This window comes from Streptomyces sp. NPDC056948 (assembly GCF_042674225.1).
Taxonomy (GTDB): Bacteria; Actinomycetota; Actinomycetes; order Streptomycetales; family Streptomycetaceae; genus Streptomyces; species Streptomyces purpurascens.
Genome location: NZ_JBHUQX010000269.1, coordinates 1 through 13,283, shown reverse-complemented (window position 1 = coordinate 13,283; position 13,283 = coordinate 1). Strand labels below are relative to the sequence as shown.

The 13,283-nt window shown below is 71.1% G+C and carries 15 protein-coding genes and 1 pseudogene; 5 read left to right on the top strand and 11 right to left on the bottom strand.

The window, feature by feature from the left end:
• From ACFTZL_RS29340 to ACFTZL_RS29320, 5 genes are all read right to left on the bottom strand, one after another.
• On the bottom strand, positions 1 to 218 hold a 218-nt coding region (locus tag ACFTZL_RS29340), incomplete at its 3' end, for a response regulator transcription factor (protein WP_382588593.1).
• Entirely contained in the window at positions 215 to 1,465 is a 1,251-nt protein-coding gene (locus tag ACFTZL_RS29335) for a sensor histidine kinase (RefSeq protein ID WP_382588591.1), read from the bottom strand. The genes ACFTZL_RS29335 and ACFTZL_RS29340, both read right to left, overlap by 4 nt.
• A complete protein-coding gene (locus ACFTZL_RS29330; protein WP_382588590.1) occupies positions 1,462 to 2,469 on the bottom strand; it encodes a hypothetical protein in 1,008 nt (335 codons plus the stop codon). The genes ACFTZL_RS29335 and ACFTZL_RS29330 overlap by 4 nt, the downstream gene beginning before the upstream one ends.
• Before the next feature lie 81 nt (positions 2,470 to 2,550).
• Positions 2,551 to 3,021, bottom strand: coding sequence for a GNAT family N-acetyltransferase (locus tag ACFTZL_RS29325; RefSeq protein ID WP_382588588.1), 471 nt, complete (start codon positions 3,019 to 3,021; stop codon positions 2,551 to 2,553).
• 3 nt (positions 3,022 to 3,024) lie between these two features.
• Complete coding sequence (locus ACFTZL_RS29320; protein WP_189730338.1) at positions 3,025 to 3,798, bottom strand: IclR family transcriptional regulator; 774 nt, start codon at positions 3,796 to 3,798, stop codon at positions 3,025 to 3,027.
• A 150-nt stretch (positions 3,799 to 3,948) separates the two neighbouring features.
• On the opposite strand from ACFTZL_RS29320, the gene ACFTZL_RS29315 reads away from it, so the two are divergent.
• The 5 genes from ACFTZL_RS29315 to ACFTZL_RS29295 all read left to right on the top strand — a co-directional run bounded on the left by ACFTZL_RS29315 (position 3,949) and on the right by ACFTZL_RS29295 (position 8,711).
• Complete coding sequence (locus ACFTZL_RS29315; RefSeq protein WP_382588586.1) at positions 3,949 to 5,478, top strand: aldehyde dehydrogenase (NADP(+)); 1,530 nt, start codon at positions 3,949 to 3,951, stop codon at positions 5,476 to 5,478.
• A 98-nt stretch (positions 5,479 to 5,576) separates the two neighbouring features.
• A complete protein-coding gene (locus ACFTZL_RS29310; RefSeq protein ID WP_382588584.1) occupies positions 5,577 to 6,185 on the top strand; it encodes a DUF1349 domain-containing protein in 609 nt (202 codons plus the stop codon).
• 45 nt (positions 6,186 to 6,230) lie between these two features.
• On the top strand, positions 6,231 to 6,737 hold the full coding sequence (locus ACFTZL_RS29305) for a GNAT family N-acetyltransferase (RefSeq protein WP_382588583.1): 507 nt from the start codon (positions 6,231 to 6,233) through the stop codon (positions 6,735 to 6,737).
• Positions 6,738 to 6,829: 92 nt separating this feature from the next.
• The gene (locus ACFTZL_RS29300; RefSeq protein WP_382588581.1) at positions 6,830 to 7,561 is read left to right on the top strand and encodes a DsbA family oxidoreductase; all 732 of its coding nucleotides are present in this window, start codon (positions 6,830 to 6,832) and stop codon (positions 7,559 to 7,561) included.
• Between the two features lie 97 nt (positions 7,562 to 7,658).
• Positions 7,659 to 8,711: an aminotransferase class V-fold PLP-dependent enzyme gene (locus ACFTZL_RS29295; RefSeq protein ID WP_382588579.1), complete on the top strand. Its 1,053-nt coding sequence runs from the start codon at positions 7,659 to 7,661 to the stop codon at positions 8,709 to 8,711.
• 65 nt (positions 8,712 to 8,776) lie between these two features.
• Here the strand turns inward: ACFTZL_RS29295 and thpD are convergent, their stop codons facing one another.
• The 6 genes and pseudogenes from thpD to ACFTZL_RS29265 all read right to left on the bottom strand — a co-directional run.
• Positions 8,777 to 9,685: an ectoine hydroxylase gene (gene thpD, locus ACFTZL_RS29290; protein WP_382588577.1), complete on the bottom strand. Its 909-nt coding sequence runs from the start codon at positions 9,683 to 9,685 to the stop codon at positions 8,777 to 8,779.
• Between the two features lie 6 nt (positions 9,686 to 9,691).
• The gene (locus ACFTZL_RS29285; protein ID WP_184599670.1) at positions 9,692 to 10,090 is read right to left on the bottom strand and encodes an ectoine synthase; all 399 of its coding nucleotides are present in this window, start codon (positions 10,088 to 10,090) and stop codon (positions 9,692 to 9,694) included.
• Between the two features lie 43 nt (positions 10,091 to 10,133).
• On the bottom strand, positions 10,134 to 11,405 hold the full coding sequence (ectB, locus tag ACFTZL_RS29280; protein WP_382588575.1) for a diaminobutyrate--2-oxoglutarate transaminase: 1,272 nt from the start codon (positions 11,403 to 11,405) through the stop codon (positions 10,134 to 10,136).
• Between the two features lie 58 nt (positions 11,406 to 11,463).
• Positions 11,464 to 11,970 carry a diaminobutyrate acetyltransferase gene (gene ectA, locus ACFTZL_RS29275; RefSeq protein ID WP_382588573.1) on the bottom strand — a complete coding sequence of 169 codons (507 nt, stop codon included), beginning with the start codon at positions 11,968 to 11,970 and terminating at the stop codon, positions 11,464 to 11,466.
• A 340-nt stretch (positions 11,971 to 12,310) separates the two neighbouring features.
• Positions 12,311 to 12,850, bottom strand: a complete 540-nt coding sequence (locus ACFTZL_RS29270) for a DinB family protein (protein ID WP_382588571.1) — start codon at positions 12,848 to 12,850, stop codon at positions 12,311 to 12,313.
• Positions 12,851 to 13,020: 170 nt separating this feature from the next.
• Positions 13,021 to 13,283: pseudogene (locus ACFTZL_RS29265) on the bottom strand (alanine--glyoxylate aminotransferase family protein); the annotation flags it as partial.

Sequence of the window (13,283 nt, the reverse complement as noted above, 5' to 3'; positions counted from 1 at the left end):
TGCTCGGTGGCGCGGATGCCGTCGATCTCCGGCATGCGCACATCCATGAGGACGACGTCCGGCCGCAGGTCCCGTACGACAGAGACGGCCTCGGCGCCGGTGGCCGCCTCGCCCACCACCTCCAGGTCCGGCTCGGCGGAGAGGATGGCGCGCAGCGCGGTGCGCACCATGCGCTCGTCGTCGGCGAGGACGACACGAACGGTTGCGGGGCGGGTCATGCGGGTCCTTTCATCGGCAGGCTCACGTCCAGCCGCCAGGTCCGGTCGGCCGGTCCGGCCGTCACGGTTCCGCCCAGCAGCCTGGCCCGGTCCGCGATGCCGCGCAGCCCGTGGCCGCCGCCGGGCCGGGAGGGCGCGGGGCCGGTCACCGGATTCTGCACGGTGATCTCCAACCGCCCGCCCGCCACCGCGATCCGCACGTCCACGGCGACCCGGTGCCCGGCGTGCTTGAGGGCGTTGCTCAGCCCCTCCTGCACGATGCGGTAGGCCTCGCGGGACAGCAGCGGAGGCAGTGCCTCCGGGTCGGCGCCGACCGTGGCCGTCACCCGGGCCCCGCTCGCCCGGGTACGGGACAGCAGGCCGTCGAGGTCGCCGGCGAGGGTAGGCGCCGGGGCCGTCCCGGGGCCGTCGCCCTCGCGCAACACGCCCAGCACGGCGTCGAGTTCGCCGACGGTACGCCGGGTCGTGTCCTCGATCGCGGCAAGGGCCTCGCGGACGAACTCCGGGTCGGAGTCGAGGACCCGGCGTGCCGCGCTCGCCTGGAGGGTGACCGCGCTCAGCGCGTGCCCGACCGAGTCGTGCAGTTCCCGCGCCAGCCGGTTGCGTACGGCGAGGTCGGCGGCGCGTGCCTCGGCGGCCGCCAGCCGGCCCTCGGGAGACGGGCCGAGCAGGTCAGGCGCCCAGCGGGCCAGCAGCGCACCGCCGCCGGCCGCGCAGCCCGCGAGGGCGACGAGCATCGCCGCGCCCGCGACGGGCGAGAGCGCCAACACCCAGGCGTGGTCGAAGACTTCGGGCACCCCGAGCGGGGTGCCGCGCAGCCCCGCGAAGAGCGGCAGCACGATCAGCACGACGGCGAACGGCGGCACCGCCAGCGACATCCCCGCGATGATCCCGCCGAACCCGAGATGGAGCGTGAACCAGGCCGCCGTACGCCCCTTCTCACCCCGCGTCCCGGCCGGCCCGAAGGCGAGCCGGTCCGCGTCGACACCGCACAGCCAGCGCACGGCGGCGGCCTCCAGCGGCCGGGTCAGCGGAAAGACGGACGTGACGGCGGCGATCGGCAGCCCCACCCCGAACGAGGCGAGCTGGAGGGGAAAGGACCCGAAGACGTCCGTGGCGCCGGTGGCCGGGCCGATGATCACCGAGCCCACCAGCACATACGGCATGGCGAGCGCGCCGCCGAGGATCAGATGGACCCAGCGCAGCCGCGCCCGCCGGCCGAACAGCAACCGGGCGGCCTGTCTCACGCCGTCCGCCGTGCGGCCCTGGCCGAGCGCTCGGCGAAGTAGTAGACGCCGATGGCGGCGACGAGGAAGCCGACGAGCATCTGCCCAGCGTAGGCGAGGCTCATCAGCGGCGTCGGACGGTCGGCGAGGTCCTCCACACCGCCGAGGGAGGCCAGCGACAGCCAGCCGCCCCAGCAGGCCACGGCACCCGAGCCGACCCAGGCGAGCCCGAGCGGCACCGCCACGGGCAGGGCCCGGCCGCGCCGGAACGCCAGCAGGAAGCCGCCGGCCACGGCCGCGACGAGGAACATCACGTACACGGCCTCCAGGACGTAGAAGTCGGCGGTGCGGTCCGCCGCCCGGCCCTCGCTGAGCCCGGCGGTGACACCGCAGGCCCACAGCAGGTGAACGGTGAGCGGCAGCAGGGCGAGCACGGCGGCCGCGACGGCCAGGGCGCGGTGCGCGGGCCCGACGACTCCGACGGGCAGCTCCCACACCCGGCCGCGCCACAGGTGCCCCCAGCGGTCGCGGGCGTAGAGCACGAACAGGGCGCCGAGAGCGATCCCTTGGAGGATGAACCCGGTGTACACCACGGTGAACACCCATGCGTGGAGGAAGGAGTCATGGCCCTGGTCCGGCGCCGCTCCGCCGCCGAACGCCTTCACGACCAGTTGCGCCGGGAACCCGGTCATGATCGGCGCGAGCAGCCCGGTGGCGACCCACACGGGCAACGCCAGCAGCCAGGCGGGCACTTTCAGCCCCCACGGCCGGGTCAGCACCAGCGCCAGCACGATCACCGCGCTGTCCAGCAGCACGGAGAGGCCGTTGATCACGGCCATGCCGACACGGTCGTCGAGCAGTGCGCTCCCCTCGGGGATGCCGATGTGGCTTCCGGCGATCCAGGCGGCCTTGAGCCCGAGGTACGGCAGGCAGGAGAGGACGGCGACAGCACGCAGAATCTGCCGGGGGCGGCTCGAACGGACGGCGGGTCGGGGAGCGGTGAGGGGAGTGATCGACTGCGTCATGCGATCAGGCTCCAGCGCGGGAGGCGGACGGCACGTCCTGCACGGTGACGATCCGCCTCCGCCGGACGAGGGAGAGGCCGCTCAGCCCTCCAGGAGCAGCACCGTCTCGTCGATCTCGGCGTCCCGGGCCTGGGCGTACCCCGTGGCCGACGCCACGGTACGGAACCCGCACTTCTCCAGGACACGCAGCGACCCCACGTTGTCCGAAGCCGCCCGCGCGTAGAGGGGACGCTCGCCCAGCTCCGTGATCAGCGCTCGCAGGGCCTCGGTCGCGATGCCCTTCCCCCAGTACGCGCGGTCGATCCAGTACGTCACCTCGCGCTCGCCCGGCTCCCCGTACAGCGCCGCGCTGCCGACCACGTCACCGTCGGCCAGCACCGTGCGGACCACGGCGGACGAGGAGCGGATCCGGGCCCAGTGGGCGTCGAAGGCGTCCCGGTCGGCCGGATTCTCGGGGGTGAAGGCCGCCATGTGCAGCGCCTCGGGGTCGTTCATCTGCCGGAAGAAGACCGGCAGATCGCTGTCGTGGACCTCGCGCAGCTCGACATTCATGCCTCAGAGCCTACGGGTGGCCAGTGTCAGCCGGTCCCGCGCGTCGAACAGCGCGTCCTTCACGAGCTGTTCGTGCGCCGGGGTCAGCCGGGCCACCGGCACCGAGCAGCTGATCGCGTCCCGCGCCGGAGTGCGGTACGGGATCGCCACGCCGAAGCAGCGCAGCCCCAGGGTGTTCTCCTCGCGGTCCACGGCGAAGCCCTGCTCCCGCACCTGGTGCAGCTCCTCGATGAGCTTCTCCCGGTCGGTGATCGTGTGCTCGGTCAGCGCGGGCAGCGTCTCCGGGAGCATCTTGCGGACCTGCTCGTCCGAGTAGGTGCTCAGCAGCGCCTTGCCGAGGGACGTGGAGTGCGCGGGCAGACGGCGGCCGACCCGGGTGAAGGGGCGCAGATAGTGCTGCGACTGGCGGGTGGCGAGGTAGACGACGTTCGTGCCGTCCAGGCGGGCGAGGTGGATCGTCTCCGTGGTGTCGTCCGAGAGCCGGTCCAGCGTCGGGCGGGCCGACGCGACCACCTCGTCGCCGTCGATGTACGACGTGCCGACCAGCAGGGCCCGGACGCCGATGCCGTACCGCGTGCCCGTCGCGTCCGTCTCCACCCAGCCCAGCTCGACCAGGGTGCGCAGCAGCATGTACAGGCTGGACTTGGGATACCCGACGGCCTCCTGGACCGCCGCGAGGGAGTGCATTCCGGGCCGGCCCGCGAAGTACTCCAGCAGTTCCACGGTCCGCACCGCGCTCTTGACCTGCGCACCGCCGCCTGTCTCGCCTGCCGACATCGCCCTTGACCCCTTCGTTCGACGAGAAGCTGGAGATATAGTCTCCGACAGCATTCATCATCAGAGACAGCGTTCAGTATATCGAACATCCCTGGTGATGACGTACATACTGCGGCATTGCATGCGGCAACGAATGTGGAGGGACCCGCGGTGGCAGCAGCACCAGTCTGGAGTGTCGACCCCCGAACCGGGAAGCAGCGCGAGCAGGTTGCGGTGGAGGCCACAGCCCAGGAGGTGGACGCCGCCGTCCGGGCCGCGGACGAGGCGCGGGGCGCACTCGCCGACCGTGCCGTCCGCTCGGCCTTCCTGCGCACCGCCGCCGACGAGCTGCAGGCGGCCAAGGACGGTCTCGTCGAGACCGCCGACGCCGAGTCCGCGCTCGGCCCGGTCCGGCTGACCGGCGAACTCGCCCGCACCTGCTACCAGCTGCGGGCCTTCGCCGACATAGTCGACGAGGGCGCCTTCCTCGACGTCGTCATCAACCACCCCGACGACACCGCGACCCCGCCGGTCCCGGACCTGCGCCGCTACAAGGTGTCGCTGGGCGTCGTCGCCGTCTACTCGGCGTCGAACTTCCCCTTCGCCTTCTCGGTCGCGGGCGGCGACACCGCGAGCGCCCTCGCGGCCGGCTGCCCGGTCGTCGTCAAGGCCCATCCGGACCACCCGGCCCTGTCCGAGTACGTCGCCAAGGTGCTGCGCCGTGCCGCCGCCCGGCACGACATCCCCGAGGGCGTCGTCGGGCTGGTGCACGGCTTCGAGGCGGGCGTCGAGCTGATCAAGCACCCGCAGGTCACGGCGGCCGGCTTCACCGGCTCGGTGCGCGGTGGCCGTGCCCTCTTCGACGCGGCGGCCGCCCGCCCCGTCCCGATCCCCTTCCACGGCGAGCTGGGCTCACTGAACCCGGTCGTCGTCACCGAGGCCGCGGCCGCCGAGCGCGCCGAGGCGATCGGCGCGGGCCTCGCCGGGTCGATGACGCTGGGCGTCGGCCAGTTCTGTGTGAAGCCGGGCCTCGTCCTCGCCCCCGCCGGCGCCGCCGGTGACGCGCTGCTGAAGTCCCTGACCGACGCCGTCAGCGACACCGACGCCGGAGTCCTGCTCGACCACCGCATGCGGGACAACTTCGTCGCGGGCGTCGCCGAGCGCGCGCGGCTGTCCGACGTGGAGTCGCCGGTCACGCCCGGCTCGGGCGGCGAGCACACCGTCAGCGCGGGCTTCCTCACCGTCCCGGCGAGCAGGCTGGCCGCGGAGGGCGAGCACGATCTGCTCCTGGAGGAGTGCTTCGGGCCGGTCACGGTGGTGGCCCGCTACGAGGACGACGCCGAGGTGAGGGCGGTGCTGTCGCGTCTGCCGGGGAACCTCACGGCGACGGTGCAGTTGTCCGAGGGCGAGGCTGCGGGTGAGGGCCGGGGGTCCGAGATCCTGGCGGAGCTGACGCCGCTGGCCGGGCGTGTGCTGGTCAATGGATGGCCGACGGGTGTGGCTGTGGCTCCCGCCCAGCATCACGGTGGGCCGTACCCGGCGACGACGTCGACGTCCACGTCGGTGGGCGGTACGGCGATCGAGCGGTGGCTGCGGCCGGTGGCGTATCAGAACGCGCCGTCCGCGTTGCTTCCCGCGGAGTTGCGGGACGAGAACCCGCTGGGGCTGCCGCGGCGGTTCAACGGGCGTCTGGAGCGGTAGCGCCGTGGGGGTGCGGTGAGCTGCGGTCTGCCGGTTCGTTGTGGTTGATCGCGCAGTTCCCCGCGCCCCTGGAGGGCGGACCTGAAAGAGTTGGTCGGATGGATCTGGAACTTCCCGAACTTCCTTTCGGCCTGCGTACTTATGGGCCCGACGGCCATTGGTCCTACGAGGACGGCGTGCTCTCCGGGTGGGCCGGGCCCAGGCAGGACCGGTTCGTGCCGCCGACCGGTGAGGGGCTGGACCCCGCCTCCGACGCGCCGCGGCTGCTCGGGGCGCCCGAAGGGGACTTCCAGCTGATCGCCAAGGTCACGGTCGGCTTCGGTGCCGCCTTCGACGCCGGGGTGCTCTACGTCCATGTGGGGGAGCGGGCCTGGGCGAAACTCTGCCTGGAGAACTCCCCGGACGTCCCCACCGTCTGCACGGTCGTCACCCGGGGCCACTCCGACGATGCCAACTCCTTCACGGTCGACGGCAGTTCCGTCTGGCTGCGGATCAGCCGCACCGGCCGGGCCTTCGGCTTCCACGCCTCCCGCGACGGCGAACACTGGACCTTCGTCCGCCTCTTCACCCTGGGCGAGGAGAAGGAGACGGGCGCGGCCCTGGTCGGCTTCATGACGCAGTCCCCGATGGGAGGGGGCTGCGTGGTGACGTACGACCACATCGAGTTCCGCCCGAACTGGCCGAAGGACCTGCGGGACGGCTCCTGAGGCCCGCCGGGGAACCGCGCCCCCACCGGACACGTCCTCCGCGGCATGATCGAAACGAACCGGACCGCCGCACCCCTGGTGATCAGGACCGCCCTGCCCGCCGAGGCCGAGGAGATCGCCGCGCTGCATCGGCGGGCCCGGGCCACGTACTACCCGGACGGGTTCCCGGACGACGGTGCCGACTGGCCGGGCAGGTGGCGGGAGGCGATCGGGCGCACCGACGGGCGGGTGCTGTGCGCGGTGCGTGACGGGCGCCTGGCCGGGATCGCCTCCTTCCGCACGGCGGAGGGGGCTCCCGCCGGCACCGTCACGCTGTTCCAGTTCCATGTCGACCCCGGTCACTGGCGCTCCGGCATCGGCACCGCCCTGCATGCCGCCTGTGCGGAGGAGTGGCGGATCGACGGGGTGCGTACGGCCGGGCTCGACGTGCACGTGGACAACGACCGGGCACGGGGCTTCTACGGTCGCCAGGGCTGGATACCGGACCCGGGGTCGCCGGCCGGCCCGGGCGATCACCACATGAGGCTGTGCTTCGCCGTGCCCGGGGAATGAAGGCCCCTGCGGGAATGAAGCCCCCTGCTTGAACGTTCATGCACTCGGCGGAGGGAGTCTCCGTACCCGTACGAGCTGGAGAGAGCCGAGACATGCGCGTCGAGATCTGGAGCGACATCGCCTGCCCCTGGTGCTACGTGGGCAAGGCCCGCTTCGAGAAGGCGCTGCGGGACTTCCCGCACCGCGACGAGGTCGAGGTCGTGCACCGCTCCTTCGAGCTGGACCCGGGCCGCGCCAAGGACGACATCCAGCCCGTGATCACGATGCTCACCAGGAAGTACGGGATGAGCGCCGCGCAGGCCGAGGCGGGCGAGGACAATCTGGGCGCGCAGGCCGCCGCCGAGGGGCTGGACTACCGCACCCGGGGCCGCGACCACGGCAGCACCTTCGACATGCACCGCCTGCTCCACCTCGCCAAGGAGCACGGCCGCCAGGAGAAGCTGCTCGACGCGCTGTACCGGGCCAACTTCGCCGAGGAGCGCTCGGTCTTCGGCGAGGACGAGCGGCTCGTGGAGCTTGCCGTGGCCGCCGGGCTCGACGCGGACGCCGCCCGTGCGGTGCTCGCCGACCCGGAGGCGTACGCCGCCGAGGTCCGGGCCGACGAACGGGAGGCCGCGCAGCTCGGCGCGAACGGTGTGCCGTTCTTCGTGCTCGACCGCAAGTACGGCGTCTCCGGCGCCCAGCCCGCCGAGGTCTTCGCCCAGGCCCTGACGGAGGCCTTCGGTGAGCGCGCGCCGCTGAAGATCGTCGACAGCGGAGCCACCGACGGCGCCGACGGCGCGGACGCGTGTGGTCCGGACGGCTGTGCGGTGCCCCAGCACTGAAACCCGCAGGTCGGGGCGTATCCATAAGCGCTTCTTAGCGACATCACGCAGATACCGGCAATGGACGGGGGGTTCCCCGGGGACGCAGAGTGGTCCCATGGAGACCTTCGAGAACCTCGTCCGTGCCGAGTTCACCCCGAAGCAGACCTACCTCAACACCGCGAGCAACGGGCTCCTGCCCGCCCGTACCGTCACCGCCCTGCACCAGGCGGTGCGGATGCGTGCCGAGGGCACGCCCCTGGGTCCCCTGTACGAGGACGCGGAGGCCGCCCGCGCGTCGTTCGCCCGGCTGGCCGGGGTGCCGGCCGAGCGCGTCGCGACCGGCGCCTCGGTCGCCGAGTACGGCGGTCTGATCGCCGCCTCGCTGCCCGCCGGTGCCGAAGTCCTCACGGCTGAGGGCGACTTCGCCTCCCTGGTGAACCCGTTCCACGTGCGCGGCGACCTCAAGGTGCGCGCCGTGCCCCTGGAGCGGCTCGCCGAGTCGGTCCGCCCCGGCACCGCGCTCGTCGCGGTCAGCATCGCCCAGTCCGCCGACGGCCGGCTCGCCGATCTGCCCGCCGTGCGCGAGGCGGCCCGGGCGCACGGGGCCCGCACCTACGTCGACGCCTCCCAGTCCGCGGGCTGGCTGCCGATGGAGGCCGACGCCGACGACTTCCTCGCCGCCGTCGGCTTCAAATGGCTCATGGGGCCGCACGGAGCCGCGTTCTTCGTCGCCCCGCAGGACTTCGGCGGGCTCACCCCGCTGCTCGCCGGCTGGGTCGCCGGCGAGGTCCCCTGGGACAGCTGCTACGGCCCCGTCGAGCAACTCGCCCGGTCAGCACGGCGGTTCGACATCAGCCCGGCCCTCTTCACCTACGCCGGGCTGCGCGCCTCACTGGCGCTGATCGAGGAACTCGGCGTCGACGCCGTGCACGCCCACGATCTCGCGCTCGCGGACCGCTTCCGCGCCGGGCTCGACGGGCTGGGCCACGCGCCGGTGTCCGCGCCGGGCTCGGCGATCGTGTCCGTGCCGGGACTCGGCCACCGGCAGGGCGAGCTGAGCCGGGCGGGCATCCAGGTGTCCGACCGGGCCGGCAATCTGCGGGCCGCGTTCCACCTCTACAACACCCCGGCGGACGTCGACCGGCTCCTGGACGTCCTCTCCGGCTGAAGACATGACCGGGCCGGGCCTCCCGTCCCACACGAGGAGGCCCGGCCCGGTGCTCAAAAGGGGCGTCACCGCACCGGCGTGAACTCCCGGGAGCCGATGAACTCGGGTCGCCGAACCGGAGCCGCGAACGGCTCGACCGCCGTGTTCTCCACGCTGTTGAACACGATGAACACGTTGCTGCGCGGGAACGGCGTGATGTTGTCGCCGGAACCGTGCATTGCGTTGCAGTCGAACCAGGTCGCCGAACCGGCCTTGCCCGTGAACAACTTGATGCCGTGCTGCGAGGCCATCTGGCTCAGCGCCTCGTCCGAGGGCGTGCCCGCGTCCTGCATCTGCAGCGACTTCTTGTAGTTGTCCTTCGGCGTCTCGCCCGAGCACCCGAGGAACGTCTTGTGCGACCCCGGCATGATCATGAGACCGCCGTTGGTGTCGTAGTTCTCGGTCAGCGCGATCGAGACCGACACCGTACGCATCCGCGGCAGACCGTCCTCGGCGTGCCACGTCTCGAAGTCCGAGTGCCAGTAGAAGCCACTGGCCCCGAAGCCCGGCTTGACGTTGATCCGCGACTGGTGGACGTAGACGTCCGAGCCGAGGATCTGCCGCGCCCGGCCGACGACCCGCTCGTCGCGCACCAGCCTGGCGAACACCTCGCTGATCTTGTGCACCTCGAAGACCGTGCGGATCTCCTTGGACTGCGGCTCGACGATCGACCGCTCGTCGGCCCGCATGTCCGGGTCGTGCACCAGCCGGTTCAGCTCGTTCCGGTAGACGGCGACCTCGTCCTCGTTGATCAGCTCGTCGATGGCGAGGAAGCCGTCACGCTCGAACGACAGCAGGTCGGCCGGCGCCACCGGGCCCGGGGCGTCGGGCGCGCCCCAGACGACCGGGTCCTGTCGCGGCGTCAGCACCTCGGCGGCGCCACGACTCGGATAGAGGTCCGGCATACGGGTGGTGGTGTCGTAGGTGGCGGTCATGGAGCGTCACACCTCCTCGGTGAGCAGCGGGTATACGCCGTTCTCGTCGTGGTCCTCCCGTCCGGTGACAGGCGGGTTGAAGACGCAGAGGCAGCGGAAATCCTGCTTGATCCGCAGCGTGTGCTTCTCGTGCCCGTCCAGGAGGTACATGGTGCCGGGCGTGATCGTGTACGACTTCCCAGTCTCGTGGTCGGTCAGCTCGGCCTCACCCTCCACGCAGACAACGGCCTCGATGTGGTTCGCATACCACATCGATGTCTCCGTACCCGCGTACAGGACCGTCTCATGCAGGGAGAAGCCGACCTTCTCCTTGGCGAGGACGATGCGTTTGCTCTCCCACGTACCGGACGCCGACTTCACATGCCGGTCGGTACCTTCGATCTCCTTGAACGAACGGACAATCACGGTGCTGCGATGCCTCCTAGGTGAGTGCTGCTCGGTTGGTGTGTCAGGCGGTCTCTCGGACGGCGCGGGCCAGCGTCCGCAGGCCCTCGTCCAGCTCTTCGGGGGTGATGGTGAGGGCGGGGAGCATCTTGACGACCTCGCTCTCGGGGCCGGACGTCTCGATCAGCAGCCCGAGCTCGAAGGCGCGCTTGGCGACCTTGTTCGCGCGCTCCTTGTCGTGGAACTCCAGGCCCCACACCAGGCCGCGGCCCCGGTACTCCTTCACATCGGCCAGGTTCTCCTCGGTGATGGAGATCAGCGCCTGCTCGACCTGCTCGCCGCGCTTGCGGGTCTGCTTCTCCATCGCGGAGCCGTCGGCCCAGTACGTCTCCAGGGTCGCGGTGGCCGTGACGAACGCGGGGTTGTTGCCGCGGAAGGTGCCGTTGTGCTCGCCGGGCTCCCAGACGTCGAGCTCGGGCTTGAACAGGCACAGCGACATGGGCATGCCGTAGCCGCTGATCGACTTCGAGACGGTGACGATGTCCGGCACGATGCCCGCCTCCTCGAAGGAGAAGAAGGCGCCGGTACGGCCGCAGCCCATCTGGATGTCGTCGACGATCAGCAGCATGTCCTGCCGCTGGCACAGCTCGGACAGGGCGCGCAGCCACTCGGGCCGGGCCACGTTGATGCCGCCCTCGCCCTGCACGGTCTCGACGATCACGGCGGCCGGCTTGTTGAGGCCGGAGCCCTGGTCCTCCAGCAGCCGCTCGAACCACAGGAAGTCCTCGACCGTGCCGTCGAAGTAGTTGTCGAACGGCATGGGCGTGCCGTGGACCAGCGGGATACCGGCGCCGGCCCGCTTGAAGGCGTTGCCGGTCACGGCCAGCGAGCCCAGCGACATGCCGTGGAAGGCGTTGGTGAAGGACACGATCGACTCGCGCCCCTTCACCTTCCGCGCCAGCTTCAGCGCGGCCTCCACGGCGTTGGTGCCGGTCGGGCCGGGGAACATGACCTTGTACGGCAGGTCGCGCGGCCGCAGCAGCAGGTTCTGGAAGGCCTCCAGGAACGTGCGCTTGGCGGTGGTCGACATGTCGAGCCCGTGCGTGACGCCGTCACGCTCCAGGTAGTCGATCAGGGCGCGTTTCAGGACGGGGTTGTTGTGCCCGTAGTTCAGTGACCCCGCTCCGGCGAAGAAGTCGAGGTACTCATGGCCGTCCTCGTCGTACATACGGCTGCCCACGGCGCGGTCGAAGACGGTGGGCCAGCCGCGGCAGTAGCTGCGCACCTCGGACTCAACGGTCTCGAAGACACTCAGGTCGGGCTGGGTGATGGTCACGACGAATCGCTCCTCGGTACGTGGGGGAAGTCTGCGGGAGTGGGGGCGGTGCGGGAAGTCAGTGGGGCAGCGGGCCGATGCGGTACAGGACCTCGGGGTCGTGCGGCCCGTCGGGGAACACGGCCGTGTCGAAGAGCACCTCGCGCTCCAGCCGGGCGCCGTGGCGCTCGGCGAACGACGTGAACAGGCGCTCCGAGGCGGTGTTGCCCGGGGTGATGGTGGTCTCCACCGTCGTCACCTCGCACTCGGCCACGGTCCGGGCGACCAGACCGTCGAGCAGCGTGGCGGCCAGCCCGCGCCCGCGGTGGGCCTCGTCCACGGCCACCTGCCAGACCAGCAGGGTGTGCGGGTTGTCCGGCCGCACGTACCCGGTGACGAAGCCCATCGGCTCGCCGTGCTCGTCACGCGCCACGGCCGACGTCGCCGCGAAGTCGCGGCACCACAGCAGATAGCTGTAGGACGAGTTCAGGTCGAGAACCTTCGAGTCCTTCGCCATCCGCCACAGTGCGGCTCCGTCGGCCACGGTGGGACGGTCGATTTGCGGATCTGCTTGTACGGCAGTCATACCAATTGAATTTACCCAGAGAAATTCAAAATCGCATCGCCAGCTGGGGTTACGTATGAGCCATGACTGTGTTATCGCGCGGGCGCGAGTCTTTGGGTGCGGGAGTGGTTGAATGTCCGATATTGTACCGGGAATAAGGGGCGAAGCGGTCACAGTGTGTAACGCGTCACAGCCATGTAATCACCACGAGATCTGCCCGAATTTCCCCGCCGGGTGTCCTCAAAATCTCTGGGTTTAGGACCAGGAAAAGCGGGCAGAAGAATACGGGAAGCTCTTCTCTGGTGAATTCCCAATTGTGGCACAGCTTACATACGGTAGGCGACGGAAAACCAGGTGTAATTCAGGCCCCGGTCACTCCGTCGATGCTTTCCCGCAGGAGATCGGCGTGGCCATTGTGCCGTGCGTACTCCTCGATCATGTGAATCAGCACCCAGCGCAGGCTGACCTCCATCCCCGGAACCGGCCCCTCGGCGACCCGCCCGACGTGGTCCAGCGGCAGCCCCGCACACAGCTCCCGCCCGCGCGCGATCTCCCGCCGCCAGATCCTCAGCGCCTCGTCGAGACCCCGCTCCGGATGCAGCGCGTAACCGGTCGGGTCCTCGAACAGGGGCGGTACGCCGAGACCGGCGGTGACCCGCTGGAACCAGTTCCGCTCGACCTCGGCGAGGTGCTGCACCAGCCCGAGCAGGGTCAGCGCGGACGGCTCGGCCGACGGGATCCGCACCTGCGCGTCGTCAAGCCCCGCGCACTTCAGCGCCAGCGTGGCCCGGTGAAAGTCCAGCCAGCTCTCGAGCATGGCCCGTTCGTCACCGCTCAGGTGCGGCACGGGACGGCCGTCGGGGAGGGTCAGCGGGCGGTCGGCAGGTGTGTCGGTGGTCATACGGGGAGCATGGCACGGGCCCTCCAGCCCGTCCGGCGCTTGAGGACGAGGCCGTCCAGGCCGAAGCGGGGGTCTGGGGGCGAGGCCCCCAGCGGGGTCGCAGGGGCGGAGCCCCTGGAGGCAGGGACGGGAAGGGGCGGCGGACGAAGAGCCGAAGCCTCAGCCCCCGACTACCGCCACGCCCCCTCCACGGCCCGCAGCGCCCCCTCCACATCCACCCGCAGCCCCTGCTCGGAGAGCGCGCCCCCCAGCGCCGCCAGGCTCGCCCGCACAGCGCCCGGCGTCGCATCCGCCCCGTAGTGGTTGACCCGGATCATCTCCTTGGCCAGCGCACCCCCGCCGGCGGCGACCGGCAAGGCCGGATCCGACTTCAGCGCCCTGGCCACCAGCTCCGACGCCACCACCCCGGACGGCGCCCGGAGCGTCGTGGCGA

Bases quoted from the DNA above. Each gene is read 5' to 3' on its own strand.
- ACFTZL_RS29300 (WP_382588581.1), top strand. From the start codon at position 6,830: ATGCGCGTCGAGATCTGGAGCGACATCGCCTGCCCCTGGTGCTACGTG.
- ectA (WP_382588573.1), bottom strand. From the start codon at position 11,970: ATGACTGCCGTACAAGCAGATCCGCAAATCGACCGTCCCACCGTGGCC.
- ACFTZL_RS29270 (WP_382588571.1), bottom strand. From the start codon at position 12,850: ATGACCACCGACACACCTGCCGACCGCCCGCTGACCCTCCCCGACGGC.
- ACFTZL_RS29295 (WP_382588579.1), top strand. From the start codon at position 7,659: ATGGAGACCTTCGAGAACCTCGTCCGTGCCGAGTTCACCCCGAAGCAG.
- ACFTZL_RS29320 (WP_189730338.1), bottom strand. From the start codon at position 3,798: ATGTCGGCAGGCGAGACAGGCGGCGGTGCGCAGGTCAAGAGCGCGGTG.
- ACFTZL_RS29310 (WP_382588584.1), top strand. From the start codon at position 5,577: ATGGATCTGGAACTTCCCGAACTTCCTTTCGGCCTGCGTACTTATGGG.
- thpD (WP_382588577.1), bottom strand. From the start codon at position 9,685: ATGACCGCCACCTACGACACCACCACCCGTATGCCGGACCTCTATCCG.
- ACFTZL_RS29305 (WP_382588583.1), top strand. From the start codon at position 6,231: ATGATCGAAACGAACCGGACCGCCGCACCCCTGGTGATCAGGACCGCC.
- ACFTZL_RS29325 (WP_382588588.1), bottom strand. From the start codon at position 3,021: ATGAATGTCGAGCTGCGCGAGGTCCACGACAGCGATCTGCCGGTCTTC.
- ACFTZL_RS29330 (WP_382588590.1), bottom strand. From the start codon at position 2,469: ATGACGCAGTCGATCACTCCCCTCACCGCTCCCCGACCCGCCGTCCGT.